Raw genomic sequence first — 24,980 nt, forward strand, 5'->3', positions numbered from 1 at the left:
ATGGAAATCATCGAACTCGACCCCGCGGACGGCGATCTCGTCTCCGGCGCCTTCGACGTCATGCGCGCCACCCACGCGGCCGACCACCCCGAGAACCCCGCCCCCCACCGGGCCAGCTTCGTCGCCGGCCTCAGCTACCCGCCGCCGGACGAGGACGAGGCCCACTTCGTCGCCGTCGCCGACGGCCAGGTCGTCGCCGTCCTGGGCATCGGCCTGCCGAACCGCGCCAACCTGCATTTCGGCTGGGCCTGGATCAACGTCCATCCCGACCACCGCCGCCAGGGCATCGGCTCGGCGCTGGTGGACCACTTCATCGCGTACGCGCGCGAGCGCGGCCGCACCGAACTCACCCTCGACACGCACCTGACCTGGGAAGACGGTGTGGAGCGGTCCAAGGCCGGGCAGTTGTTCGCCGAGAAGCACGGGTTCAAACTCGCGCTGCAGTGGATCAACCGCCGCTGCGCGGTCGACGCCCTCGACGCTGACACGGAGCAGGCCCTCCTGGAGAAGGCCCAGGCGGCAGCCGGCGACGACTACGAGATCATCTCGTGGATCGGGCGCACCCCCGAGGAGCTCGTCGAGACGATGGCGCGCATCGACTCCACGATCCTCGCGGAGGTCCCGCTCGGCGAACTCGAGCTCGAACCCGAGACCATCGACGCCGAACTGAAGAACGCCAGGTCCGACCGCAACGAGGCCATGGGCCTCAAGCTCGTCCAGACCGTCGCCCGCTACCGCGGCACCGGCGAGGTCGTCGCCAACACGTGCGTCTTCATCCACGACGACGGCGAGTTCCCGGACGCCTACCAGGGCATCACGATCGTGGACAAGGACCACCGCGGCCACCGCCTCGGCCTGCTCCTCAAGATCGTGAACCTGCGGCTCGTGCGCGAGAACTTCCCGCACATCCGCGCCATCTGGACGGACAACGCCGACGTCAACGCCCCTATGATCGACATCAACGTCACCCTCGGGTACGAGATCGTCGACGCCGGCGGCGAGTTCCAGCGCAAGTTCCAGGACTGAACCGCGAGGCCGCACCGGAAACGGATACGGCCTCGAAATGGTGTCTCTAGGCACAAGCCGGCCGTGGAGGTGGCGTCCCTCCTCCGCGGTCGGCTATTGTTCTTAGCTGGCCCTCTTAGTGGCCCGATCAGGCGCGTCCCGCCCCATCACCGTCGGCTCATGGTGAACCAAATCTCCGCGGAACGTGCGTCACTTACGAAGTCGTTCTCGCGGAAGGCGAACCATGACCCTTGACAAAACTGTGCCGGATGCTGCCATGAGTGAATCCGACATGGCACTCGAAACTCCTGAAACCCCCGTAACCACCGACGCGCAGGCCGTCGCCGCCGAGGCCCCGGCCGCCGTCGACAGCACCGTCGAAGACACGGTCGAGACCACCGCGGCCCCCGCGGCCGAGTCCACCGAAGCCGTTGCGGCCGAAGCGGAGATCCCCGCGGACTTCACGGTCGAGGCCGACGAGGTCCCGGCCTACACCGGCCCGTCCTTCGACGAGCTCGGCCTGCCCGAGAAGATCACCGCCGCGCTGGCCGAGCAGGGCATCATCACGCCCTTCCCGATCCAGGCCGCGACGATTCCGGACGCCATCGCCGGGCGCGACATCCTCGGCCGCGGCCAGACCGGTTCGGGCAAGACCCTGGCCTTCGGCCTGCCGACCCTGGCGCGCCTCGCCGCCGGCGGCCGCACCAAGGCCAAGCGCCCCCGCGCGATCATCCTGACTCCGACCCGCGAACTGGCCATCCAGGTCGCCGAGTCGCTGCAGACCTTCGGCGACGCCGTCGGCATCGACATGAAGGTCGTCTGCGGCGGCACTGCGTTCAACCGCCAGATCGACGCGCTCCGCGCCGGGGTCGACATGCTCGTCGCCACCCCGGGCCGCCTGCGCGACCTCATCCGCCGCGGCGAGTGCTCGCTCGAGGACGTCGAGCTGGCGATCCTCGACGAGGCCGACCAGATGGCCGACATGGGCTTCCTGCCCGAGGTCGAAGAGCTGTTCGACCAGCTGCCGACCGGGGGCCAGCGCATGCTGTTCTCGGCCACGCTGGAAGAGGAGATCGACGTCCTCGTCCGCAAGTACCTGTCCGAGCCCGTCGTCCACTCGGTCGACCCGCCGGCCGGTTCGGTCACCACCATGACCCACCACCTGATGCTCATCGGCCCGCGCGACAAGGCCACGATGACCGCCGCCGTCGCGTCCCGCCCGGGCCTGACGATGGTGTTCGTCCGCACCCAGCTCGCCGTCGACCGCATCGCCGAGGAGCTACGCGAGGCCGGCGTCAACGCCGAGGGCCTGCACGGCGGCATGTCGCAGCAGGACCGCTCGAAGGTCCTCGACCGCTTCAAGAACGGGCGCCTGGACGCGCTGGTCTGCACGGACGTCGCGGCCCGCGGCATCCACGTGGACGGCGTCGACATGGTCCTCCACGTCGACCCGCCCAAGACCCACAAGGACTACCTGCACCGCGCCGGCCGCACGGCCCGCGCCGGGCAGTCGGGCCACGTGGCGACCCTGGTGCTGCCGCACCAGAACCGCAGCATGTTCAGCCTCATCGAGCGCGCCGGCGTCGAGGCCCAGCGCCACTACGTCAACGACAACTTCGACGCCGAGCTCACCAAGCTCATGGGCGCCCGGAACTTCACCGACCTGCGCGCGGTCTCGGCCGAGCACCAGGCCGCCCGCAGCGACGAGGAGATCAAGCGCCTCGAGCGCCAGATCGAGCGCCTGAAGGAGGACGCCGAGGGCCTGCGCACCGAGGCCGCCCGTCTGCGCGAGCAGGCCGAGCGCGAGATCGTCGAAGGCCCGTCCAAGCGCCGTGACGACCGCGGCCCGCGCCGCGAGCGTGACGACCGCGGTGGCGGCGAGCGTCGTGGCGGCGGCTATCGCGGCCAGGGCGGCGACCGTGGCGGTTACCGCGGCAACCGCGAGGGCGGGGACCGTGGCGGCTACCGCGGGAACCGTGAAGGCGGGGACCGTGGCGGCTACCGGGGCAACCGCGAAGGCGGCGACCGCGGTGGGTACCGCGGCAACCGCGAGGGCGGCTACCAGGGCAACCGCGAGGGCGGCTACCAGGGCAACCGTGACGGCGGCCGGGGTGGCTACGGCGACCGCGACAACCGCGGCGGCGGCTACGGCGGCGGCGAGCGCCGCAGCTACGGCGACCGCGACAACCGCGGTGGCGGCTTCCGCAGCGACAGCCGCAGCGGTGGCTTCAGCGGCGAGCGTCGCAGCTACGGCGACCGTGACAACCGCGGTGGCGGCTTCCGCGGCGACGACCGCGGCAACCGCGGTGGTTTCCGCGGCGACGACCGCGGCGAGCGCGGCGGCTTCCGCGGCGACCGCGAACGCCGAGACCGCTGGTAAGCACTGACCGACCGAAGCGGCCCTGAGGAACCCAGTTCCCCAGGGCCGCTTCGCATTTCCGCCCGACCTTCCAATCGCCCCCGCCCGACGCCCACGCCTCCGCCACGGCCCGATGTCGCACCCGGAGCTCACACTCGGCAATCGGGGCGCTCCGCCCCGACCTCCCCGACCCCGGGGGCCGGACCCGCTACTCCGCCTGGAAACCCAGCCTCGGGCCGGCACCCTCTTCCGCCACCTTGTCCGACAGGTTGTAGATCGCGCACCGGCTGATCGAGAGGCATCCGCAGCCGATGCAGCCGTCCAGCTCCTCCTGCAGGTTCCGCAGATGCGCGATCCGCTCCTCGATCCGCCGGCTCCACTCCGTCGACAGCCGCCGCCAGTCCGCCCGGTCCGGGATGCGCCCCTCCGGGAGCCGGTCCAGCGACGCCTTGATCTCGTCCAGCGACAGCCCGATCGACTGCGCCGCCCGGATGAACGCCACCCGCCGCAGCTCCGCCCGGCGGTACCGCCGCTGATTGCCGCCCGTGCGCTCCGAATGGATGAGCTCGAGCGACTCGTAGTAGCGCAGCGCCGAGGTGCTGACCCCCGCGCGCGCGGCGAAGTCGCCGATCGACAGCATCGTCCCCGGATCATGCGAAACCATTGTGTCCCTGCCCACTCCAGTCTTTACTTCAAGTCGACTTGAAGTTACATGATGCTCTCCATGGACACCACCTTCGAACAGGTACGGGAACTGGCACTGCGCTCCGTGACCGACGTGCGCTACCCGATCGTCAAGACCTACACCCTCGACGCCCTCTGGGTCCTCTACGACCGCGTCCTCCGCGTCGACCCGAACCGCCCCGACGACCCCGACCGCGACCGCTTCCTCCTCTCGAAGGGCCACGGCCCCAGCGCCTTCTACGCGGTCCTTGCCGCCAAGGGCTTCTTCCCCGCCGCCTGGCTCGACGGCATCGCCACCCTCGAGTCCCGCCTCGGCTCCCACCCCGACGCGACCCTCATCCCCGGCGTCGAGATGTCCGCCGGCTCCCTCGGCCACGGCCTCCCGCTCGCCGTCGGCACCGCCCACGGCCTCCGCGCCACCGGCCGCACCGGCTCCCGCGTCTTCGTCCTCGTCGGCGACGCCGAACTCGACGAAGGCTCCAACCACGAGGCCATCGCCTACGCCGGCGCCCTCGGCCTCGCCAACCTCGACGTCATCGTCGCCGACAACGACTCGGCCTCCCACGGCTGGCCCGGCGGCATCGCCTCCCGCTTCGAGGTGAACGGCTGGAGCGCCGCCACCGTCGACGCCACCGACCACGAGGCCCTGTACCGCTCCTTCACCACCGCCCACCCCGACCGGCCGCACGTCACGGTCGCCGCCTACCGCCCCTGAAACGGAGAAGACCGATGGTGTACCAAGCCGACCCGCTCGAAGACGACCTGCAGCCCCTGACCATGCGCGACGCCTGGGCCGCGCACCTCTCCGACCTCGTCGACGCCGACCCGCGCCTCGCCGTGGTCCTCGCCGACATCTCCAGTGACATGTTCACCGACGCGATGAAGGCCCACCCCGACCGCGTCATCAACGTCGGCATCCGCGAGCAGCTGCTCATCGGCGCCGCCGGGGGGCTGGCGCTGGCCGGGATGCGCCCCGTGGCCCACACCTACGCGCCGTTCCTCATCGAGCGGGCGTTCGAGCAGGTGAAGCTCGACTTCGAGCACCAGGGGACGAGCGGCGTCCTGGTGACCGTGGGCGCCTCGTACGACTGGGCCGAGGGCAGCTTCACCCATTTCAGCCCGCGCGACGTGGCACTGTTCGACACGCTCCCGGGCTGGCGGGTGTTCGTCCCCGGCCACGCCGCCGAGGTGCCGCCGCTCCTCGACCGCGCGGTGCAAGCCGAAGACGGCGTCTACATCCGCCTTTCCCTGCGGCACAACGAGAACCCGTACGCGGTGCCGGACGGCAAGCTGCTGGTTCTGCGGGAAGGCAAGCGCGCCACCGTGGCCGTCGTCGGCCCGCTGCTCGACAACGTGCTGGAGGCGACGGCCGACCTCGACGTGACCGTGGCCTACACGAACACGCCGCGCCCGCTCGACACCGCGGGCCTGCGCGAGCTGGCCGCCGAGACCGGTGACGCGATCGTCGTGGTCGAGCCGTATCTCGAAGGCACCTCGGCGTGGCTGGTCTCGCGCGCGTACGAGGACCGGCCGCACCGGCTGCTGTCGCTCGGCGTGGGCCGCGAGGAGCTGCGCCGCTACGGGACCGCCGCCGAGCACGAGCGCCTGCACGGCCTCGACGCGGAGGGCATCCGCGCCCGCGTGCGCGCGTTCCTGGCCTGAACGACCGGAGCCTCCGAGCGGGCACCGCTCGGAGGCTCCGGTTCGTCGCGTCCCTACGCCATGCTCCCGGCGCGGGCCGGTTCGTCGCTCTCCTTCTTGTCGCCGACGTTGTTGAGCCACAGCGAGTCCAGCGCGAGCGCGCCGCCGCCGGAGAACCCGATGGCGATCGAGAGCGCGGCCAGCAGGAGCACGTACTCGTAGCCGCCCTCTTGCGAGAAGAAGGCGCCGTTGAGCGGGTGCACGAAGTACATCGCGCCGAGCATGACCCCGGCGAGCGCGAGCCCCGCGAGCGGTAGGAGCGCTCCCAAAATAAGCATCGCGCCGCCGATGATCTCGGCGCCCACGGTGAAGTACGCCGCCAGCGTGGGTGCCGGGATGCCCAAGCTGTCGAAGCCTTGCACTGTGGCGTCCATGCCGTTGGTGTTGAACTTCTGCCATCCGTGCGCGATGAAGACGACGCCGAGCACGACGCGTCCGATGAGGAGCCCGATCGGCTGGAGTCGGGTGATCATTCTTGCCTCCTAAAGGGGGTGTCGAGTCGCGTCGGGCCTGAGAGAGGCGTCTGGCGGTGGTCGGTGAGGACGGTCCAGCGGAGGAGCGGCGCGACTTCCGTTGATAATTCAACTAAAGGAGGAGTTTAGCAAAATGTAATGATCAATGTAAATGTATGCATGCTAGGAATACTGCGCGCGATTTGCGTCGTGGCGACGCAGTGACAAACGTCCGGAAGACGGGCACAATGCCCCCTCCGGCTCCGCGCGCTCGCCTAGTGGCGGCGCACGGCCTCTTCCACGAGCCTGAGGATGCGCGTGATGTCGAGGTCGTCGCGGCCCGTCGCCAGGTAGCGCACCAGGCCGTCGTACATCAGCTGCAGGAACCCCGCCAGGACCTCGATGTCGACGTCCGTGCGCAGCACCCCGATCTCGCGCTGGTGCTCCAGCCGCTCCCGGCTCGCCTCGGCGATCGCCTCGCGCCGCCGGCCCCAGGCCTCGGCGAACTCCGGGTCGGTGCGCAGGCGCCGCGCCACCTCCAGCTGCGTCCCGAGCCAGCCCGCGGTCTCGGGCTTGTCCGCGCCAGTCGTCAGGTCCTGCATGACGCCCACCAGGCCCCGCTCGGCCACGGTCGCCGCCATCTCCGCCGCGTCGACGGACGCCACCGCGAGGAACAGCGCGTCCTTGTCGCGGAAGTGGTGGAAGATCGCCCCGCGGGAGAGCTCCGTCGCCTCCTCGAGCCGCCGCACCGTCGCACCCTCGTATCCGAACTTGGCGAAGCACGAGCGGGCGCCGTCCAGGATCTGCTGGCGGCGGGAGTCGAGGTGTTCTTGGCTGACGCGAGGCACCCGGCAATCTTGCCACCTGCGCTTGGCCCCGGCCCAAAGAGTCGCCTACGGTTGTCCCAGTGGAACGGCGGGAACGACGCACCGGACGGTGCGGGAAGCGGGGGAGCGGCGCATGAAACTGAGCGACTTCTGGGACCGGATGGACGAGACCTTCGGCGCCTCGTACGCCCGGTCGGTGGCCTCCGACCTCTCCCTCGGCCAGCTCGGCGGCCGCACCATCGACCAGGCGCTCGCCGAGGGCGAGAACGCCAAGGCCGTGTGGATGGCCGTCTGCCGCGCCTGGCCCGAGCGGATCCCCTCGCGCCTGGTGCGCTGACCCCTACATCGGGACCTGAGGAATGCCCGTCTCTGCGAGTTGGGCCCTGTTCGAACAAGCCGTTGTCCTAGGTTGTCGGTGGGGGCGACTACCGTATTCACCATGGCTAAGCAGACAGGAACCAGGGGAGGCGGGATGAACTCCGCTCAGGACAAGTCCAAGGCGCTCGATCTCGCCTTGGCGCAGATTGACAAGCAGTTCGGCAAGGGCTCAGTGATGCGGCTGGGCGAGAAGCCGAAGCAGAACGTCAAGACCATCTCGACCGGCTCGATCGCGCTCGACGTGGCGCTCGGCGTCGGCGGCCTGCCGCAGGGCCGCATCATCGAGATCTACGGGCCGGAGTCCAGCGGTAAGACCACCATCGCGCTGCACGCCATGGCGAACGTGCAGGCCGAGGGCGGGGTCGCGGCGATGATCGACGCCGAGCACGCGCTCGACCCGATCTACGCCGAGAAGCTCGGCGTCAACGTCGACGACCTCCTCGTCAGCCAGCCGGACACCGGCGAGCAGGCCCTGGAGATCGCCGACATGCTGGTCCGCTCCGGCGCCGTCGACCTCATCGTCATCGACTCGGTGGCCGCGCTCGTGCCGCGCGCCGAGATCGAGGGCGAGATGGGCGACTCGCACGTGGGCCTCCAGGCCCGGCTCATGAGCCAGGCCCTGCGCAAGATCACCGGTGGCCTGAACACCACCGGCACCACGATGATCTTCATCAACCAGCTGCGCGAGAAGATCGGCGTCATGTTCGGCTCGCCCGAGACCACCGCCGGCGGCAAGGCGCTCAAGTTCTACGCCTCGGTGCGCCTCGACATCCGCCGGATCGAGACGCTGAAGGACGGCGGCGAGGCCGTCGGCAACCGCACCCGCGTCAAGGTCGTCAAGAACAAGGTCGGCTCGCCCTTCCGCCAGGCCGAGTTCGACATCCTCTACGGGCACGGCGTGTCCAAGGAGGGCTCGCTCATCGACATGGGCGTCGAGCACGGCATCGTGAAGAAGTCGGGCGCCTGGTACACGTACGAGGGCGACCAGCTCGGCCAGGGCAAGGAGAAGGCCCGGACCAACCTCAAGGAGAACCCGGACCTGGCCCTGGAGATCGAGAAGAAGATCAAGGAGAAGCTGGGCGTCGACGCCGCCGCGGCCGACGCCCCGATCGAGGACGAGATTGAAGAACCCCCGGTCGACTTCTAAGCCGAACGATCCCGAGGCGGCCCGGCAGTACTGCCTCCAACTGCTGTCGGGCCGGCCCCGCACGCGCTCCGAGCTCGGGGACTCGATGCGCCGCAAGGGCTTCGAGGAGGAGGTCGTCACCGAGATCCTGCAGCGGTACGCCGAGGTCGGCCTCATCGACGACGCGGTGTTCGCCCGCGCCTGGGTCGAGTCGCGCCACCGCAGCCGGGGCCTGTCGAAGCGGAGCCTCGCGGGGGAACTGCGCCGCAAAGGCGTCGACCCCGACTTCGTGGACGCGGCGGTCGAGCAGGTCAGCGACGACGACGAGCGCGAGGCCGCCCTCGAGCTGGCCCGGCGCCGCTACCGGTCCCTCGCGGGCCAGAGCGACGACGCCGTCCTCCGCAAACTCGTCGGCATGCTCGCGCGCAAAGGCTACGGCTCCGGCATCGCCATCCCGGTCGTCAAGCAGGTCCTCGCCGAGGCCGAGAGCGACGCCGCCGAGCTCCTCGACGAGGACGCCCACTTCGAGTAGCCCCGGGTCTCACGAGGCGGGGTTAGGCTCGTGAAGTGCGGGCCGTCCCGGCCGTGACCTGTGGGGTCCGACGTGCGCGGGGCGTTCCATCATCCGGAATACGGCAGGTCGGTAAGGAGCCGTTAACGCGTTCGACATACGATGGGCCGCGACGACGCAGCGCCGCGCCCGGTCCTCCGTCTCTCCTTACCTTTGCGAGGTATCCATGACCGAACCGAAACCCGTCGTGGTCATTGCCGACCCACTCGCGCCCGCCGCGGTCGAAGTCCTCTCCGGCGACTTCGACGTCCGGGAGATCGACGGTACGAACGTGGAGTCCCTCCACGCCGCGCTGGTCGAGGCCGATGCCGTGATCGTCCGCTCCGCCACCACCATCAACGCCGCGGCGCTCGAGCACGCGCCGAAGCTGAAGGTCATCGCCCGCGCGGGCGTCGGGCTCGACAACGTCGACCTGCCCGCCGCCACCGAACGCGGCGTCATGGTCGTCAACGCGCCGACCTCCAACATCGTCTCCGCCGCCGAGCAGGCCATCACGCTGCTGCTCGCCAGCGCGCGCCACATCGCCCGCGCCGACGCCTCGCTGCGCGCCGGGCGCTGGGACCGCAAGAAGTTCACCGGCGTCGAGATCCAGGGCAAGACCCTCGGCGTCATCGGCTTCGGCAAGATCGGGCAGCTCGTCACCACCCGCATGCAGGCCTTCGACATGGACGTCGTCGCCTACGACCCGTACGCCCAGCCCGCGATCGCCGCGAAGCTCGGCGTCAAGCTCGTCGACCTCGACACGCTGCTGGCCGCCTCGGACTTCATCACGATCCACCTGCCGAAGACCCCCGAGACCGTCGGGATCCTCGGCGAGGACGCGTTCAACAAGGTCAAGCCGGGCGTGCGGATCGTCAACGCCGCCCGCGGCGGGCTCATCGACGAAGAGGCGCTGGCCGCCGCGCTACAGGACGGCCGCGTCGCCGCCGCCGGCCTCGACGTGTTCGTCAAGGAGCCGTGCACCGACTCGCCGCTGTTCGCGCTCGACAACGTGGTCGCGGCCCCGCACCTGGGCGCCTCGACCCGCGAGGCGCAGGACAACGCCGGCCTCGCGGTCGCCAAGAGCGTGCGCCTCGCCCTCTCCGGCGAGTTCGTGCCTGACGCCGCGAACGTGCAGGCCGGAGGCGTCGTCCACGAGGACGTGCGCCCGCTGCTGCCGCTCGCCGAGCGCCTGGGCCGCACCTTCAACGCGCTGACCGGCGCCCCGGTCCAGTCGCTCACGGTCGAGGTCCGCGGCGACGTCGTCGACCACGACGTGACCGTGCTCCAGCTCGCGGCCACCAAGGGCCTGTTCGTGGACGTGGCCGACTCGGTCACCTACGTGAACGCGCCGCTCGTGGCCGACCAGCGCGGCGTCGAGGTCGGCCTGTTCGCGACCAAGGAGTCCCCGGAGTACCAGACGCTGCTGACGCTGCGCGGCGCGCTCGTCGACGGCCGCAGCCTCACGGTCTCGGGCACGATCAGCCCCGGCCCGCACGGCGGCCTGCGCCTGACCGAGATCGACGGGTTCGAGCTCGACATCGACCTGGACGGCTCGCTGCTGTTCCTGCGCTACACCGACCGTCCCGGCGTCGTCGGCCTCATCGGCGGCGCGCTCGGCGACCTGGGCATCAACATCGCCGCGATGCAGGTGGCCCGCAAGGCCGCCGGCGGCGAGGCGGTCATGGCGATGGCGCTCGACGCGCCGGTGCCCGCCGAGGTGCTGGGCCGCATCAAGGAAGCGGTCGGCGCGAGCGGCGTCAAGTCGGTGACCCTGCAGGACTAGTGCCCCGTCCGGGGACGCCGATCACGGTGTTCCCCGGACCGGTTCCACCTGCTGAGAGTCGTTCGTCGGAATGCGGGACGGGTGCGTTAAGGTGAACGCATTCGCCCGCATTCCGCGTTCCACCCCGGCGGTACAGCCCCGGGAGGGGACGGGCCGGTCGCAGACCGGAAGCGGCGCACCAGTTCGCGTCAGCGACTGAGGACGAAACCAGAGAGGCAGCATGAGCAGGATCGCGGTCATCCCGGGCGACGGGATCGGGCAAGAGGTCATCGCCGAGGCGCAGAAGGTGCTCGCCGTGGCCCTTCCCGGCTACGAGTCGACCGAGTACGACCTGGGCGCCCGCCTGTACAACCGCACCGGTGAGATCCTTCCCGAGAGCGTCCTGTCCGAACTGGACGAGCACGACGCGATCCTCCTGGGCGCCATCGGCGACCCGTCGGTCCCGCCGGGCGTCCTCGAGCGCGGCCTGCTGCTCAAGCTCCGCTTCGAGTTCGACCAGTACGTGAACCTGCGCCCGAGCCGCCTCTACCCGGGCGCGGCCACCCCGCTGGCCGACGTGAAGCCCGGCGACATCGACTTCGTGGTCGTCCGCGAGGGCACCGAAGGCCTGTACACCGGCGCCGGGGGCAACCTCCACACCGGTTCGGTCGCGGAGATCGCCACCGAGGAGTCCCTGAACACCCGCTACGGCACCGAGCGGGTCATCCGCGACGCGTTCGAGCGCGCCAAGCGCCGCCGCGGCCACCTGACCCTGGTCCACAAGACCAACGTGCTCGTGCACGCCGGCGGTCTCTGGAAGCGCACCTTCGACGAGGTCGCCGCCGAGTACCCGGACGTGACCACCGAGTACCAGCACGTCGACGCCGCCGCCATGTTCCTGGTGAACCGGCCGCACACGTTCGACGTCATCGTCACCGACAACCTGTTCGGCGACATCCTCACCGACATCGCGGCGGCGGTGACCGGCGGCATCGGCCTGGCCGCGACCGGCTCGATCAACCCCGACCACACGCACCCGTCGACGTTCGAGCCCGTGCACGGCTCGGCCCCCGACATCGCCGGGCAGGGCATCGCCGACCCGGTCGCCGCGATCTCCTCGACCGCGCTCCTGCTGGAGCACCTGGGCCGCAGCGACGCCGCGGCCGCGGTGAACGCCGCGGTCGAGCGGGAGCTGGCCGGCCGCGACTCCGGCACCAAGATCCGCACCGGCGAGGTAGGCGACCGAGTAGCCGCCGACGTCGCCGGACAGCTCAGCTAACACCCAAGCAGCTTCGACGCCCGGCGGGCCATCGCTCTGACAAGAGCGCGTTCGCCGGGCGTTTTCCGTGTCAAAGCCGACCGGGCCGCGCGCCGCCCGTCCACCTGAACGAGCGGTAAGTTAGGCATCAGGACCAGATACAGCCGCACACCCGAGCCATTTGCATTTGAAGGACAGATCCATGACCAGCGACGGTCTTCCCGACCTGCGGCACGAGCCGCACCCGAACCCGACCCCGGCCGCGGAGCGCGACGCGCTCATCGCCGACCCCGTGTTCGGCACCGTGTTCACCGACCACATGTTCCAGATGACCTGGACCGAGGGGCGCGGCTGGCACAGCGCCACGATCAAGCCGTACGGGCCGCTCACGCTCTCCCCGGCCGCGGCGGTCCTCCACTACGCCCAGGAGATCTTCGAGGGCCTCAAGGCCTACCGCTACCCCGACGGGGGCATCGGCCTGTTCCGCGCCGAGGCCAACGCGCACCGCCTCAACCTCTCGGCGCAGCGCATGGCCATGCCGAAGCTGCCCGAGGAGTGGTTCCTCGCCTCGATCCGCGAGCTCCTCGCCGTCGACGGCGAATGGGTGCCCAGCCAGGAGGAGTCCAGCCTCTACCTGCGCCCGTACATGTTCGCCTCGGAGGCGTTCCTCGGCGTGCGCCCCGCCAAGGAGTTCACGTACCTGGTCATCGCCTCCCCGGCGGCCGCCTACTTCAAGAACGGCCCCAAGCCGCTCAACCTGTGGGTCTCCGAGGAGTTCAACCGGGCCGGGCCCGGCGGCACCGGCGCGGCCAAGTGCGGCGGCAACTACGCCGCGAGCCTGCTCCCGCAGGCCGAGGCCATCGAGCACGGCTGCGACCAGGTGGTCTTCCTCGACGCGGTCAAGTACGAGAACGTGGACGAGCTCGGCGGCATGAACCTTTTCTTCGTCTACGAGAACGAGCGCGTCCTGTACACGCCGAAGCTCGGCACGATCCTTCCCGGCATCACCCGCGACGCGATCTTCACGCTCGCGACCGAGCTGGGCTGGGAGGTCCGCGAGACCGACTACTCGCTCGCCCGCTGGCGCGAGGACGCCGAGAGCGGCGTCCTCTCCGAGGCCTTCGCGTGCGGCACCGCCGCCGTGATCACCCCGGTCGGCACCGTCAAGGGCCGCAGCGGCGAGTTCAAGGTCAACGGCGGCGAGGCCGGCAAGTTCACCATGCAGCTGCGCCAGACCATCCTCGACCTCCAGCACGGCCGCACCGAGGACACCCACGGCTGGACCACCAAGGTCGTCTAGCGGACGCACCCCGTTCCGCGACAGGGAGGTTCGTCCCTCGGTCGCGGCATTCGGGACCAATCCCCGTCCCCTTCCCGTACCTTGATATCCACGCGTGTCAAGGCTCGGGGAGGGGACTTTGGGCGACGCCACCATCCGGTTGAACCGGTTCGGAGTCGAACAGGGCCGCATGTGGCAGGCCGTGGTCGCGGCCGCGGCGATCGCGCTGCCGCTGGTGTTCTGGATCGGCATCGAACGCGCCCTGGGCGACTCGGTGCTGGACATCGACGCCGGCGAGACCCTCTACCTCCAGTCCTATCCCGTCACCGGCGCCAGCCTCGAGTTCAAGCTCCCCGGGGACGGCTGGACCTCGCCGGGCATCCACATGGCCGACCAGCGCCAGAACTTCCGCAAGGGCGCCCTCACCGTCGCCGTCGAGGTCGACACCCACGTCGAGAACCTCGAGAAGCTCCTGGCCCGCCGCGCCGACCCGATCATCGCCGAACGCGGCTACGCCTACAACAACGAGCGCCCCTACGCCAACGCCGCGTCCGGCCTCTCCGGGTTCCGCGCCGACATCGTCGGCCCCGACACCGCCGGATCGATCACGGTCGTCGGCGAGGACGGCGGCGCGGCCGCGATCCTCATCCTCCTCGCGCCCGGCGACGACCCGAACAGCGCCACGTTCGACCCCGACCCCTTCATCGACGCGTTCGAACTGGAGGGGAAGTGAACGCCGTCCGCACCGAACGCGTCGTCGTCGAGAGCCAGGGCGCGTTCATCCGCATCCGGCGCCCCGCCTACTGGCTGTTCGTCGCGTGCCTCGTCTACGGCCTGCTCGCGCTCGGCCGCGTCCTCGCCCCCGACTACGGCGACATCGCGACCGCCCTGTGGGCCTCGATCGGCGTGAACGCGGTCCTCGCGTATTTCTTCCTCGACATCCTCGCCCGCCTCGACCTGTTCGAGCGCGAACCTCCCACGGTGCGCGCCGCCGCGATGTGCTGGGGCGGCCTCGCCGCGGTCGCGTTCGCCATGTTCGCCAACGACGCCGCGCTGGTCGTCCTCGCCGAGTTCACCGACGCGCAGTGGGCCCGGACCTGGGGGCCGCCCATCGCGGGCCCGCTCAACGAGGAGTGGCTCAAGGCCATGGGCGTGGTCATGCTCGTCCTCATCGTGCGCGAGCACTTCGACCGCTCCATCGACGGCCTCATCTACGGAGCGCTCGTGGGACTCGGCTTCCAGGTCGTCGAGAACCTCACGTACGCCATCAAGTACGCGGGCCTGAACCCGAACTCGGACCTGACGGGGGCGCTGACGGTGACCTTCACGCGCGTCCTCGTCGCCGGGCCATGGTCGCACCCGCTGTACACCGGCGCGGCCGGGCTCGGCATCGCGTTCTTCGTGACCCAGACCCGGCGCCGGCTCAGCACCCGCCTGGGGGTCGCGGTCGGACTGTACGCGCTGGCCCTGGGCATGCACGGCCTGTGGAACATGCCGCTGCCGTCGAGCATGCCCCCGGCGCTGGGAATTCCGCTGAGCTACGGCAAGGGCCTGATCATTCTCGGCCTGTTCTTCGTGCTCTACCATTTCGCGGCCCGCGCGGAATGGCACTGGTTCGTCACCACGATGTCCGATCAGGACGAGGCGGTGATCACCACCGACGACCTCACGGACATGCGCTCGCTGCGCAGCCGGCGCAAGGCCCGGCAGCACGCGCACAAGCAGTGGGGCAAGGACGCCTCGCACCTGCTCGGCCAGCTGCACCGGGAGCTGGTGAACCTCGCGACGCTCGTGGCCCGCGACCAGCGCCGGGGCGAGTCGGTCGAGGACGGGCCGGACGTGGCGGCCGTCAAGCGCAACATCGCGGCGATCAGGGCCGAGCTGGCCGAGGCCAAGGGGACCTGAGCCCGGGTCGTGAAGGCCCAGGGCCGCAACGGTTTCAGTCGACGGGACGCTTGTGCGGGACCGGCGCGGTCGTGTGGCGCGGGACCTGCTCGGCGCTCGCCTCAGTGGTCGGCTGGGTCGGGTCGCCGCCTGTGGGGGCGGTGCTCGTGGGCAGGGAGGCGCTCGGCGCCGGCTCCTCGGTCGTGGGCTCCGCCGTGGTGGGCTCCTCGGTGGGCGTCTCGGTCGGCCCCTGCGTGGTGGGCTCTTCCGTCGGCTCCTCGGTGGGCTCCTGCGTCGGTGTCGGCGAGCCCTCCTCGACCGGGTCGGGGCTCTCCCCGCCGTCCACCGGCACGAGTCCGGGCGCGTCGCCGAGATGCCTGCCCCCCGCCTCATGGGAAGGCGTGCTGTACGACGCCTCGGGTTCGGCGTTCTCCGTCGCGGGCGAAGGCGACTGCGAAGCCGACTCCTCGGCCGACTCCGCGTCCTGCCCGGTCGTGTCCGCGCCCAGGCCGAACCAGCCCTCGGTGATGTCCGAGCCATCGTCGGCCAGGCCCTGCAGGCCCGGCACGGGCTCGCGGAGCAGCGCCCCGGTCGCGATCATGCCGCCCGCGACCGCCACCACCGCGATCGCGCCGACCCGCCGGAAGCGCCGCGACCGGCGCAGGTCGTATCCGAGCGAACGGAACGCGCCCCTGGTCTCGCGCCCGATGGCGCCGAAGAGTCCCACTGTGTCCACCGTCCATGTCCGTGTCCTTCACTCGGATCAACGAGCGAGGGGACGGGTGGTAACCGTTGCGTCACCCGTGCGGGTGCGAATCGGCCCGTTCGGGTGAACCGGCGCCGATCGGCGCCCGGAATCCAGTGTGGACTGCTATTGAAGCGGTGCTCAGAAGTCCCGCTTCACGGCCCTGACCAGCAGTCCCGCGAACACCTGCAGCGCCGCCGGGTCCACGTCGGCCCGCGACTCCTCAAGCGCCGCTTCGGCCTCCGCCGCCAGCGCCGCGATCCGCTCCTCCGTGTCCGCCAGCGCCCCGGTGTCCATCAGGATCGCCCGCAGCCGCCGCACGCCGGCCTCGTCGAGCTCCGGGTTCCCCAGTCCCGCGTCCAGGGCCGCCCGCTGCGCCGCGTCGGCCGCCGCCGACGCCCGCGCGATGAGGAACGTGTGCTTGCCCTCCCGCAGGTCGTCCCCGGCGGGCTTGCCGGTCTGCGCCGGGTCGCCGAACACCCCGAGCACGTCGTCGCGCAGCTGGAACGCCTCGCCCAGCGGCAGCCCGATCGCCGAGTAGTGCGCACGGATCCGCTCCGGAGCGCCCGCCAGCGACGCCCCGATGAGCATCGGCCGCTCGATCGTGTACTTCGCGGACTTGTACCGCGCCACCTTCGCCGCCGTCGCCTCCGAGACGTCCCGCCGCACCTCCGAGAGCACGTCGAGGTACTGCCCGGCGCTCACCTCGGTGCGCATCAGGTCGAAGTCGCGGCGCGCCGCCGCGACCGCCGCGAACGGCATCCCCGCCGAGCAGAACAGCTCGTCCGACCACGCCAGGCACAGGTCGCCGAGCAGGATCGCCGCTGCCGCCCCGAACCCGCCGGGCCGTCCCGACCATCCCTCGGCTTCGTGCAGTGCCGCGAACCGCCGGTGGATCGAGGGCATGCCGCGCCGGGTGTCCGAGCCGTCGATGAGGTCGTCGTGCATGAGCGCCGACGCCTGCAGCAGCTCCAGCGACGCCGCGCACGCCACGAGCTCGTCCGAATCGGCGAGCCCCGCGCCCCGCGCGCCCCAGTACGCGAACGCCGGCCGCAGGCGCTTGCCGCCCCGCAGCACGAAGTCGCGCACCGCGTCCGCGTACGCCGCGAGGCTGTCGTCGATCCCGCAGATCACGGCGGCCTGCCGGTCCAGGAACACGGTCAGGGCGGCGTCGATGCGGTCGTTGAGCTCCACGGGTCGAACCCTAGGCTCATGCCGTTCCATCCCAACTATTGGGTGGTCGCCAGTGCAGGTCAGCACACGTGTACCCGGGCCGTTACATTTGCAGGCATGACTCTCGGAGTGCCCAGCGTGATGCCGCAGAAGACCGCCAAGATCGGTGATCTGCTGCGCTCCGGCATGCCGAAGTTCTCCTTCGAGATGTTCCCTCCCCGCGACGAGAACGCCGACACCGTCCTGTGGCGCACCATCCGCGCCCTCGAGGGCCTGAGCGCCGACTACGTCTCCGTCACCTACGGCGCGGGCGGCTCGACCAGGCAGAAGACCGTCGAGACCACGGACCGGATCAACTCCGAGACGACCCTGCTGACGATGGCCCACTGCACGGCCGTCAACCACTCGATCGCCGAGCTGCGCAACCTCATCGGCCACTTCGCCAACGTCGGGGTCCGCAACATCCTCGCCGTGCGCGGCGACCCGCCCGGGGACCCCCGCGCCGACTGGGTCCAGCACCCCGAAGGCGTCCTCCACGCCCGCGAGCTCGTCGAACTCATCAAGGAGTCCGGCGACTTCAGCGTGGGCGTCGCGGCCTTCCCCGAAGGCCACCCGCGCGACGCCGACTGGGAGACCGGCGTGCGGTACTTCGTCGAGAAGTGCCGGGCGGGCGCCGACTTCGCGATCACCCAGATCTTCTACGACGTCGAGGACTACCTGCGCCTGCGCGACGCCGTCGCCGCCGCCGGGTGCGACATCCCGATCGTCCCGGGCATCATGCCCGTCACGAACATCAAGCAGATCGAGCGGTTCGCGGTCCTCACCGGCATGACCTTCCCCGAAGCGCTCGCCGAACGCCTTCGCGCCGTCGAGGACGACCGCGACGCCATCCGCGACATCGGCGTCGAAGTCGCCACCGACATGGGCGCCCGGCTCCTCGCCGAAGGCGCCCCCGGGCTGCACTTCACCACCCTGAACCACTCGCGCTCCACACGCCGCGTCTGGGAGAACTTGCGCTCCTAGCGAGGCGAGTGTCGGCTACCCGATCGAGGGATTGCGGTCACCCCGCGAACACGTAGAGTGCTCTTCTATGTTCGATGCTGCGAATGCGCGTTTGATGCCATCTGCTACAACAACATCCATGCGTACCCGCGTGGCCCCCGACTCCCTTGTGGGCAGGGCTATCCTCTCCACCCGGTTCCCTCCCGGCGCCGTCGTCGGCGTCGGCCTCTCCGCCAGCCTCCTCATCCCGGTCTGCGTCCTCCTCGGCGGACCGATCATCCTGGTCTCCCTGCCGCTCATCGCGGTCACGGCGCTGGCGGACGCGTCGTACGCGCTGCTGGCGGCGCGCTCGACGAGCCTGTCCCGGCGGGTCCTGGTGTTCGAGCCGCTGGCCGCGCGCCTCTCGGAGGGGGCCTGGCTGCTCGCGCTGTGGTTCCTCGGCGCGCCGGGATGGAGCGTCACGCTCACGGGCGCGCTGTGCTGGATGTACGTGCTCACGCGCAACCGCGCGAGGCAGGTCGGCCTGCGCGAACTCGGCATGATCACCATGGGGGAGCGGTCGGTCCGCGAGATCGTGGTGGCCCTGGGCTTCGGCGCGGCGGGAGTGATCGCCGTCGCGGGAGGCGGCCAGTACGAGCAGTGGATCGGCGGCGCGATCACGATCGCGGTCACCGCGTGGATGCTCTTGGCGGCCCTGGGCCTGCTGCAGCTGGTGATCGTGGTGTCGACGGCGCTGCGCAACGACTGAGCAGGGGCGGGAATGATCCGAGGGGTCGTTGCGTTGTCGACGGAATGCGCTACGAAGAAATCACCGACGACCAGATCGCCGCGTTCATCGACTCCGACTCGCGGCCGCGCCAGATCCCCGAGGAGACCCGGCGGCTGCGCGACGCCGAGGAGATGCTCGCGCTCAAGGACCCGCTGGGAGCCCTGCAGTTCCTCGCGCCGCTCTTGCGCGACCACCCGGACCACCCGGACGTCATGCTCGTCGCCGCGCGCGCCTACTTCAAGTCCGCGCAGCTGAACAAGGCGCTCGAGCTCTCCGAGAAGATGGTCGAGGCCAACCCGGCGGACTTCTACGCCCGCCTGCTGCTCGGCCGCACGCTGCAGCGGCTCGGCCGCGCCGACGAGGCGCGGGGTCACCTCCGCATGATCGACGAGATCACCGAGTAGCCGCCCGGACCCGGGCGGCTTAGCGCGGCCGCCCGCGTTTGTTCGAACAACAGGTGTGCCGCAGGTGAACGTAAGGGGCCGCGAACCGTTAGGTTCGCGGCCCCTTTCGCATTGCCGCGCAACGACAGTCCTGTCGGATGCGCGACACTCCGTAGCGATTTGCTGATTTCGGGCGACGATGGGGGTTGGAAATGTCGGACCCCTGTGGTTCCATATTTCTCGAACGCAAGTTCGAACAGGTTTAGGAGGCCCACGTCATGGCAGCTTCTCGACCCGCTGTAACCCGATCCGCCTCGCCCGTGGGAACCCGCGGCGCGAGCGGCCCCCGACTGGTGCAAGCGGGCACCGTGCAGAACTCCCGTCTGCGCATCCCCGCCGACCAACTACCCAACCGGTCCCCGCTCCAGCTCCTCGCCACCGCCCGAGTCGACCTCGACGACGCCGCCGAGCGCACCCGCCCCGGCGAACGCTACGCCGAGGCCCACCTGGCCGCCCTCCGCGTGGCCGTGGCCGTCCTCGCCGTGCGGGCGGGCGACGCCACCGGACGCCGCCGGCCCGGCCGCCCGTCGAGCACCTGGGAGCTGCTGCGCGGCGTCGCCCCGGAGCTGGAGGAGTGGGCGTCGCACTTCGCCCGCACCGCCCGCAAACGGGTCCTCGCGCAGGCCGGCATCCCTGACATCGTCACCCCGGAAGAGGCCGACGCCATCGTCGCCGACGCCCGCCGCTTCCTCGACGTGGTGGTGAGACTGCTCGGCTTCAGCGCGCTCGCGCGCTGAAATAGAGGCGCAGTAGCGCGCTCGCGCTCCGACCGTGTGCACCGCCCGTCCTCGCCTCGTCAGCTCACACTGCGGTGACCTGGGTGACGTCGGCCGTGGCGGGCGGCACGGGCGGTTCGCTGCGGTGCGGGCGGTTATACGATTGCTGCTGGCACCGGGTTCTCGAGAGAATGTCATTGGCCCCGGCCCGCGGAGCGGGCCTCGGCGCGGGCGTTCCGGGCGAGCCCCGGGGTCCGTACCGGCTCCGCCGGTCAATCGACCAACCGTTTCCTTCGAGGAGTTTTGAACCCGTGTATCGGACACACCTCGCCGGCACGCTGAGTGCCGCTGACGTCGACCAGCAAGTCACCCTCGCCGGATGGGTGGCGCGTCGCCGCGATCACGGCGGGGTGGAGTTCGTTGACCTGCGCGATGCCTCGGGCGTCGTCCAGGTCGTCTTCCGCGACTCCGAGGCCGCCGAGGCGGCCCAGAAGCTCCGCAACGAGTACTGCGTCTCCGTCACCGGCACCGTCGCGCGCCGCCCCGAAGGCAACGAGAACCCCGAACTCCCCACCGGCGAGATCGAAATCAACGCGACCGTCCTCGAGGTGCTGTCCGAGTCCGCGCCGCTGCCGTTCCAGATCGACGACCACGTGGACGTCTCCGAGGACATCCGTCTGCGCCACCGCTACCTCGACCTGCGCCGCACCGGCCCGAGCCACGCGATCCGCCTGCGCTCCAAGGCGAACCACATCGCCCGCAACCTCCTGGTCGAGGACGGCTACGTCGAGATCGAGACCCCGACGCTGACCCGCTCGACCCCCGAGGGCGCCCGCGACTTCCTCGTGCCCGTGCGCCTCCAGCCCGGCACCTGGTACGCCCTACCGCAGTCCCCGCAGCTGTTCAAGCAGCTCCTCATGGTCGGCGGCTTCGAGAAGTACTTCCAGATCGCCCGCTGCTACCGCGACGAGGACTTCCGCGCCGACCGCCAGCCCGAGTTCACCCAGCTCGACATCGAGGCCTCCTTCGTCGACCAGGACGACATCATCGACCTGGGCGAGCGCGTCGTCCAGGCCCTCTGGTCCGAGCTCGCCGACCACCAGATCCAGCTGCCGATCCCGCGCATGACCTGGCACGACGCCATGGACCGCTACGGCTCGGACAAGCCCGACCTGCGCTTCGGTCAGGAGCTCGTCGAGCTCACCGACTACCTGCGCGGCACCGAGTTCCGCGTCTTCGCCGGCGCGATCGACGCGGGCGGCTACGTCGGCGCGGTCGTCATGCCCGGCGGCGCCTCGCAGACCCGCAAGGAGCTCGACGGCTGGCAGGACTGGGCCAAGGCGCGCGGCGCCAAGGGCCTCGCCTACATCACCTTCAACGCCGAGACCGGCGAGCCGAAGGGCCCCGTCGCCAAGAACCTCTCCGAGGAGCACCTGGCCGGGCTGGCGGACGCCGTCGGCGCCAAGGCCGGCGACGCCGTGTTCTTCGCGGCCGGCGCCGACCGCCGCGAGGCGCAGGAGCTGCTGGGCGCCGCCCGCCTCGAAGTCGGCAAGCGCACCGGGCTCATCGACCCCGAGGCCTGGGCCTTCTGCTGGGTCATCGACGCCCCCATGTTCGAGCCCACCGAGAACGGCGGCTGGACCGCGATCCACCACCCGTTCACCTCGCCGAACCCGCAGTGGGTCGACAAGTTCGAGACCGACCCGGCGAACGCGCTCACCTACGCGTACGACATCGTCTGCAACGGCAACGAGCTCGGCGGCGGTTCGATCCGTATCCACGACGCCAAGGTCCAGAGCCGCGTCTTCGACGTGCTCGGCCTCTCCCACGAGGAGGCCAAGGAGCAGTTCGGCTTCCTCCTCGAGGGCCTGAAGTACGGCGCGCCGCCGCACGGCGGCATCGCCCTCGGCTGGGACCGCGTCTGCGGCCTCCTCGCCAAGTCCGACTCGATCCGCGACGTCATCGCGTTCCCCAAGTCGGGCGGCGGCATGGACCCGCTGACCTCGGCTCCCACCCGCATCACCCCCGAGCAGCGCGCCGAGGCCGGCATCGACTTCGTGCCGGAGGAGGAAGCGGGTTCCGAACCGCTTGCCGGTTAGTCCTACGATGTCGTTGTGGGCGGCCCGGGTCTACGGCCCGGGCCGCCGTTCGTTCGATGCGTGCCCGGTTGCCCCTCAGCCAATTCCGACTGGCAGGAGTCCGTGAAGGCGGCGGCCGTGGTCCGCTGACGGCTGCTATATGTAACATCCGGCCGAAGCAGGAGTAAGAGGAGCGGGTTCGACGTGCAGAGCGGGACCTTGGTGGCGGGTCGCTATCGATTGGACGAGCGGCTTGCCGCAGGCGGCATGGGGGAGGTCTGGAAAGGCACCGACACCAGGCTCGGCCGCACTGTAGCGATTAAGATCCTCCATGCTGGACTGTCCAGTAACGACAAGTTCCGCGCTCGCTTCCAGCTCGAGGCCCGCGCCGTCGCGGCCCTCCAGTCGCCGGGCATCGTCGCGCTCTACGACTACGGCGAAGAGACGAACGACGACGGCGAAGTCTCCTACCTCATCATGGAACTCGTGCGCGGCCGCTCGCTAGCCGAGATCCTGCGCGACCGCGGACCGCTCCCGCCCGCCGAGGTCATGCAGATCGTCGCCGCCGCCGCCGACGCCCTCGAGACCGCCCACCGCCACGACATCATCCACCGCGACATCAAGCCCGCCAACCTCCTCGTGGATGAGGAGACCGGCGCGGCCAAGATCGTCGACTTCGGCATCTCCGCCGCCCGCGGCGCCTCCGGCCTCACCGAGACCGGCACCGTCATGGGAACGCTCGCGTACGCCTCCCCCGAGCAGCTCAACGGCGCCGAACTCACCGGCGCCAGCGACCTCTACTCGCTCGGCATCGTCGCCTACGAAATGCTCATGGGCCGCCCGCCGTTCGTCTCGGACACGCCCGTCGCGGTCATGAACGGCCACATGACCCAGGCCCCGCCCCCGCTCTCCCGCGACATCCCCGCCGGGGTCGCCCAGGTCGTGCTCCAGTCCCTGCAGAAGGACCCGCGCGCCCGCTACACCTCGGCCGCCGAGATGGCCCGCTCCGCCCGCGAAGGCCGCGTCGTCACCGGCGGCATCCCGATCTCGCCCACGACGCCGCCCGACGGCCAGCCGACCCAGTACTTCGGTTCCGACCAGACGGCGCTGATCGGTGCCGGTGTGGGCGGCGGGAACACCGCCGAGCAGCCGACCGGCCAGATGGCGCAGCAGGACGAGAAGCAGAACGCCACACCGTGGATCATCACCGCGGCCGTCGTCGCGATCCTGGTCCTCATCAGTCTGCTGATCTGGTGGAACCAATACCGCGGGGACGAACCGCAGATCACTGAGAACTCCGAGTCCCCGTCGCCTTCGCAGGTCAGCCAAGCGGAGTCGCCCTCCATGGTGGAGACCACCACCGAAGACGACGACGACGACCACTGGCAGCCGACCACCCCGGAGGAGACCTCAGAGACGCCGAGCGAAGACGCCTCGTCACCAGACACTGAGACGTCCTCACCCGACTCCGAGACTTCCTCTCCCGCCGGCGAGACGACGCCGCCCGATGAGGAAACGACGCCACCGGACGAAACCGAATCGCCGACTGTCGAAGCGAGCAATAACGCTTAGCCTCGGGACCGATGCACCGAAACGACCCCCGGGCTTGGCTCGGGGGTCGATTCATAGTTGGCGTCACCCGCCGATCGGCCGGTACCGCACCACCTTGTCTTGACCGTTGCCGTTCGAGGTGGCGACCCACAGCCAGCCGTCCGGGCCGAGTTCGACCGTCCTGATGCGACCGAGCGTGCCCTCCAGGACCGCGACCGGTTCGCCCGCTTCGCCTCCCGCGACCGGGACCGTCCACAAGCGCTGGCCGCGCAGCGCCGCGACGTACATCGTGTCGCCCACGACCTCCGCACCCGAAGGCGAGGCCTCGGCCGTGGTCCAGGTGACCAGCGGGTCGACGAACTCCGGCGCACCGCCGGTGCCTTCGACCTCGGGCCAGCCGTAGTTCGCGCCGGGTTCGGCGTAGTTCAGCTCGTCCCAGGTGTTCTGGCCGAGCTCGGAGAAGTAGAGGCCGCCGTCGGCGTCCCAGGAGAGGCCCTGCACGTTGCGGTTGCCCCAGGTGTAGACCAGGGAGTCGGGGATCGGGTTGTCCTCGGGCACGGACCCGTCTGCATTGGCGCGCAGGATCTTTCCGCCGAGGCTGTCGAGGTCTTGGGCGTTCGCGGTGTCGTTCGCGTCGCCGGTGGTGATGTAGAGCTTGCCGTCCGGACCGAAGGAGAGCCGTCCGCCGTTGTGGTTGAGCGCGGCGGGGATGCCGGTGATGATCGGCTCGGGTTCGAAGCGGTCCAAGGTGAACCGCACGACCCGGTTGTCCTCGGCGGTCGAGAGGTACGCGTACACCCACCCGTCGGTCCTGAAGGTGGGGGAGATGGCGAGGCCGAGGAGCCCGCGTTCGTCGAACTGGCCGGTGCCCCCGACGACGTCGAGGGTGCCGAGGACCACCGGGTCGGCGTCGGTGCCGATGCGCAGCACGTCGCCGGAGTTGCGTTCGGCGACGATCCCCGATCCGTCGGGGAGGAACCCGAGCCCCCACGGGATGGTGAGGCCGGTGGCGACGGTGTCGCCGGTTCGGAAGTCGAAGGCGGGGTCCTGGAGCGCCCCGGGGCCGGGGGCTTCCTGGGCCGAGGCCGTGGCCGTGCCGACGGCCAGGGCCAGGCCCGCGAGGGCCGCGCCGATGGCGGGCAGTCTGCGTCGCATCGCTGCTCCTTGTCTCTCTTGGTGCCGGGTCAGAAAGCGAAGAAAAGCTGATATAGAGGGATATCTATGAAATTGCCATC

The 24,980-nt window shown here is 70.4% G+C and carries 24 protein-coding genes; 18 read left to right on the forward strand and 6 right to left on the reverse strand.

Translation table 11 applies throughout. The features are described from left to right. Positions 1-1,026, forward strand: a complete 1,026-nt coding sequence (locus J5V16_RS18660) for a GNAT family N-acetyltransferase (RefSeq protein WP_208498335.1) — start codon at positions 1-3, stop codon at positions 1,024-1,026. 256 nt (positions 1,027-1,282) lie between these two features. Beyond that, complete coding sequence (locus J5V16_RS18665) at positions 1,283-3,385, forward strand: DEAD/DEAH box helicase (protein WP_243901417.1); 2,103 nt, start codon at positions 1,283-1,285, stop codon at positions 3,383-3,385. A 187-nt stretch (positions 3,386-3,572) separates the two neighbouring features. Here J5V16_RS18665 and soxR read toward each other — a convergent pair whose 3' ends face one another. Next, entirely contained in the window at positions 3,573-4,004 is a 432-nt protein-coding gene (gene soxR / locus J5V16_RS18670) for a redox-sensitive transcriptional activator SoxR (protein WP_243901418.1), read from the reverse strand. Between the two features lie 84 nt (positions 4,005-4,088). On the opposite strand from soxR, the gene J5V16_RS18675 reads away from it, so the two are divergent. Both J5V16_RS18675 and J5V16_RS18680 read left to right on the forward strand, forming a co-directional pair. After that, positions 4,089-4,763 (forward strand): thiamine pyrophosphate-dependent enzyme, encoded by a 675-nt coding sequence (locus J5V16_RS18675; protein WP_208498339.1) that lies wholly within the window; start codon positions 4,089-4,091, stop codon positions 4,761-4,763. A 62-nt stretch (positions 4,764-4,825) separates the two neighbouring features. Beyond that, the gene (locus J5V16_RS18680; RefSeq protein ID WP_408612498.1) at positions 4,826-5,710 is read left to right on the forward strand and encodes a transketolase family protein; all 885 of its coding nucleotides are present in this window, start codon (positions 4,826-4,828) and stop codon (positions 5,708-5,710) included. Positions 5,711-5,763: 53 nt separating this feature from the next. Here the strand turns inward: J5V16_RS18680 and J5V16_RS18685 are convergent, their stop codons facing one another. Then, complete coding sequence (locus J5V16_RS18685) at positions 5,764-6,222, reverse strand: DoxX family protein (protein ID WP_208498343.1); 459 nt, start codon at positions 6,220-6,222, stop codon at positions 5,764-5,766. A 254-nt stretch (positions 6,223-6,476) separates the two neighbouring features. Next, positions 6,477-7,049 (reverse strand): TetR/AcrR family transcriptional regulator, encoded by a 573-nt coding sequence (locus J5V16_RS18690; RefSeq protein ID WP_208498345.1) that lies wholly within the window; start codon positions 7,047-7,049, stop codon positions 6,477-6,479. 112 nt (positions 7,050-7,161) lie between these two features. On the opposite strand from J5V16_RS18690, the gene J5V16_RS18695 reads away from it, so the two are divergent. The 8 genes from J5V16_RS18695 to J5V16_RS18730 all read left to right on the forward strand — a co-directional run bounded on the left by J5V16_RS18695 (position 7,162) and on the right by J5V16_RS18730 (position 15,289). Further along, positions 7,162-7,365, forward strand: a complete 204-nt coding sequence (locus J5V16_RS18695; protein ID WP_208498346.1) for a DUF3046 domain-containing protein — start codon at positions 7,162-7,164, stop codon at positions 7,363-7,365. A 135-nt stretch (positions 7,366-7,500) separates the two neighbouring features. Then, the gene (recA, locus tag J5V16_RS18700; RefSeq protein ID WP_205325792.1) at positions 7,501-8,553 is read left to right on the forward strand and encodes a recombinase RecA; all 1,053 of its coding nucleotides are present in this window, start codon (positions 7,501-7,503) and stop codon (positions 8,551-8,553) included. Further along, the gene (locus J5V16_RS18705) at positions 8,528-9,064 is read left to right on the forward strand and encodes a regulatory protein RecX (protein WP_208498348.1); all 537 of its coding nucleotides are present in this window, start codon (positions 8,528-8,530) and stop codon (positions 9,062-9,064) included. Before recA ends, J5V16_RS18705 begins: the two co-directional genes overlap by 26 nt. 205 nt (positions 9,065-9,269) lie before the next feature. Beyond that, on the forward strand, positions 9,270-10,868 hold the full coding sequence (gene serA / locus J5V16_RS18710) for a phosphoglycerate dehydrogenase (RefSeq protein ID WP_208498350.1): 1,599 nt from the start codon (positions 9,270-9,272) through the stop codon (positions 10,866-10,868). 220 nt (positions 10,869-11,088) lie between these two features. Then, positions 11,089-12,126 carry a 3-isopropylmalate dehydrogenase gene (locus J5V16_RS18715; protein WP_208498351.1) on the forward strand — a complete coding sequence of 346 codons (1,038 nt, stop codon included), beginning with the start codon at positions 11,089-11,091 and terminating at the stop codon, positions 12,124-12,126. 181 nt (positions 12,127-12,307) lie between these two features. Beyond that, on the forward strand, positions 12,308-13,405 hold the full coding sequence (locus J5V16_RS18720) for a branched-chain amino acid aminotransferase (RefSeq protein ID WP_208498353.1): 1,098 nt from the start codon (positions 12,308-12,310) through the stop codon (positions 13,403-13,405). Between the two features lie 118 nt (positions 13,406-13,523). Continuing rightward, a complete protein-coding gene (locus tag J5V16_RS18725) occupies positions 13,524-14,117 on the forward strand; it encodes a hypothetical protein (protein WP_208498355.1) in 594 nt (197 codons plus the stop codon). After that, positions 14,114-15,289, forward strand: a complete 1,176-nt coding sequence (locus tag J5V16_RS18730; protein WP_208498357.1) for a PrsW family intramembrane metalloprotease — start codon at positions 14,114-14,116, stop codon at positions 15,287-15,289. The genes J5V16_RS18725 and J5V16_RS18730 overlap by 4 nt, the downstream gene beginning before the upstream one ends. 34 nt (positions 15,290-15,323) lie before the next feature. Here J5V16_RS18730 and J5V16_RS18735 read toward each other — a convergent pair whose 3' ends face one another. Both J5V16_RS18735 and J5V16_RS18740 read right to left on the reverse strand, forming a co-directional pair. Next, on the reverse strand, positions 15,324-16,004 hold the full coding sequence (locus tag J5V16_RS18735; RefSeq protein WP_208498359.1) for a hypothetical protein: 681 nt from the start codon (positions 16,002-16,004) through the stop codon (positions 15,324-15,326). Positions 16,005-16,154: 150 nt separating this feature from the next. Next, positions 16,155-17,237, reverse strand: coding sequence for a polyprenyl synthetase family protein (locus tag J5V16_RS18740; protein ID WP_208498361.1), 1,083 nt, complete (start codon positions 17,235-17,237; stop codon positions 16,155-16,157). A 66-nt stretch (positions 17,238-17,303) separates the two neighbouring features. Between J5V16_RS18740 and metF the strand changes: the two genes are divergently transcribed. The 6 genes from metF (at position 17,304) to J5V16_RS18770 (ending at position 23,766) form a co-directional block, all read left to right on the forward strand. Then, positions 17,304-18,209, forward strand: coding sequence for a methylenetetrahydrofolate reductase [NAD(P)H] (gene metF, locus J5V16_RS18745; protein ID WP_243901419.1), 906 nt, complete (start codon positions 17,304-17,306; stop codon positions 18,207-18,209). A 118-nt stretch (positions 18,210-18,327) separates the two neighbouring features. Then, positions 18,328-18,936, forward strand: a complete 609-nt coding sequence (locus J5V16_RS18750) for a hypothetical protein (protein WP_208498363.1) — start codon at positions 18,328-18,330, stop codon at positions 18,934-18,936. 44 nt (positions 18,937-18,980) lie between these two features. After that, positions 18,981-19,361, forward strand: coding sequence for a tetratricopeptide repeat protein (locus J5V16_RS18755; protein ID WP_208498365.1), 381 nt, complete (start codon positions 18,981-18,983; stop codon positions 19,359-19,361). Between the two features lie 347 nt (positions 19,362-19,708). After that, positions 19,709-20,137 carry an SAV_6107 family HEPN domain-containing protein gene (locus tag J5V16_RS18760; RefSeq protein ID WP_208498367.1) on the forward strand — a complete coding sequence of 143 codons (429 nt, stop codon included), beginning with the start codon at positions 19,709-19,711 and terminating at the stop codon, positions 20,135-20,137. 290 nt (positions 20,138-20,427) lie between these two features. Continuing rightward, complete coding sequence (gene aspS / locus J5V16_RS18765) at positions 20,428-22,215, forward strand: aspartate--tRNA ligase (protein ID WP_307793015.1); 1,788 nt, start codon at positions 20,428-20,430, stop codon at positions 22,213-22,215. Positions 22,216-22,398: 183 nt separating this feature from the next. Then, positions 22,399-23,766: a serine/threonine-protein kinase gene (locus tag J5V16_RS18770; RefSeq protein ID WP_208498371.1), complete on the forward strand. Its 1,368-nt coding sequence runs from the start codon at positions 22,399-22,401 to the stop codon at positions 23,764-23,766. A 63-nt stretch (positions 23,767-23,829) separates the two neighbouring features. Here the strand turns inward: J5V16_RS18770 and J5V16_RS18775 are convergent, their stop codons facing one another. Then, positions 23,830-24,900, reverse strand: coding sequence for a PQQ-dependent sugar dehydrogenase (locus J5V16_RS18775; RefSeq protein ID WP_208498373.1), 1,071 nt, complete (start codon positions 24,898-24,900; stop codon positions 23,830-23,832). Positions 24,901-24,980: the final 80 nt, after the last annotated feature.

The sequence above is a fragment of the Glycomyces niveus genome (genome assembly GCF_017592475.1).
In the GTDB taxonomy this organism is placed as follows: Bacteria; Actinomycetota; Actinomycetes; order Mycobacteriales; family Micromonosporaceae; genus Glycomyces; species Glycomyces niveus.

Coding starts and splice junctions, on each gene's coding strand:
- J5V16_RS18755 (WP_208498365.1), top strand. CDS start 18,981: ATGCGCTACGAAGAAATCACCGACGACCAGATCGCCGCGTTCATCGAC.
- J5V16_RS18660 (WP_208498335.1), top strand. CDS start 1: ATGGAAATCATCGAACTCGACCCCGCGGACGGCGATCTCGTCTCCGGC.
- J5V16_RS18695 (WP_208498346.1), top strand. CDS start 7,162: ATGAAACTGAGCGACTTCTGGGACCGGATGGACGAGACCTTCGGCGCC.
- recA (WP_205325792.1), top strand. CDS start 7,501: ATGAACTCCGCTCAGGACAAGTCCAAGGCGCTCGATCTCGCCTTGGCG.
- J5V16_RS18675 (WP_208498339.1), top strand. CDS start 4,089: ATGGACACCACCTTCGAACAGGTACGGGAACTGGCACTGCGCTCCGTG.
- J5V16_RS18740 (WP_208498361.1), bottom strand. CDS start 17,237: ATGGAACGGCATGAGCCTAGGGTTCGACCCGTGGAGCTCAACGACCGC.
- J5V16_RS18750 (WP_208498363.1), top strand. CDS start 18,328: ATGCGTACCCGCGTGGCCCCCGACTCCCTTGTGGGCAGGGCTATCCTC.
- serA (WP_208498350.1), top strand. CDS start 9,270: ATGACCGAACCGAAACCCGTCGTGGTCATTGCCGACCCACTCGCGCCC.
- J5V16_RS18680 (WP_408612498.1), top strand. CDS start 4,826: ATGCGCGACGCCTGGGCCGCGCACCTCTCCGACCTCGTCGACGCCGAC.
- soxR (WP_243901418.1), bottom strand. CDS start 4,004: ATGCTGTCGATCGGCGACTTCGCCGCGCGCGCGGGGGTCAGCACCTCG.
- J5V16_RS18720 (WP_208498353.1), top strand. CDS start 12,308: ATGACCAGCGACGGTCTTCCCGACCTGCGGCACGAGCCGCACCCGAAC.
- metF (WP_243901419.1), top strand. CDS start 17,304: ATGACTCTCGGAGTGCCCAGCGTGATGCCGCAGAAGACCGCCAAGATC.
- J5V16_RS18665 (WP_243901417.1), top strand. CDS start 1,283: ATGAGTGAATCCGACATGGCACTCGAAACTCCTGAAACCCCCGTAACC.
- J5V16_RS18715 (WP_208498351.1), top strand. CDS start 11,089: ATGAGCAGGATCGCGGTCATCCCGGGCGACGGGATCGGGCAAGAGGTC.
- J5V16_RS18685 (WP_208498343.1), bottom strand. CDS start 6,222: ATGATCACCCGACTCCAGCCGATCGGGCTCCTCATCGGACGCGTCGTG.
- J5V16_RS18775 (WP_208498373.1), bottom strand. CDS start 24,900: ATGCGACGCAGACTGCCCGCCATCGGCGCGGCCCTCGCGGGCCTGGCC.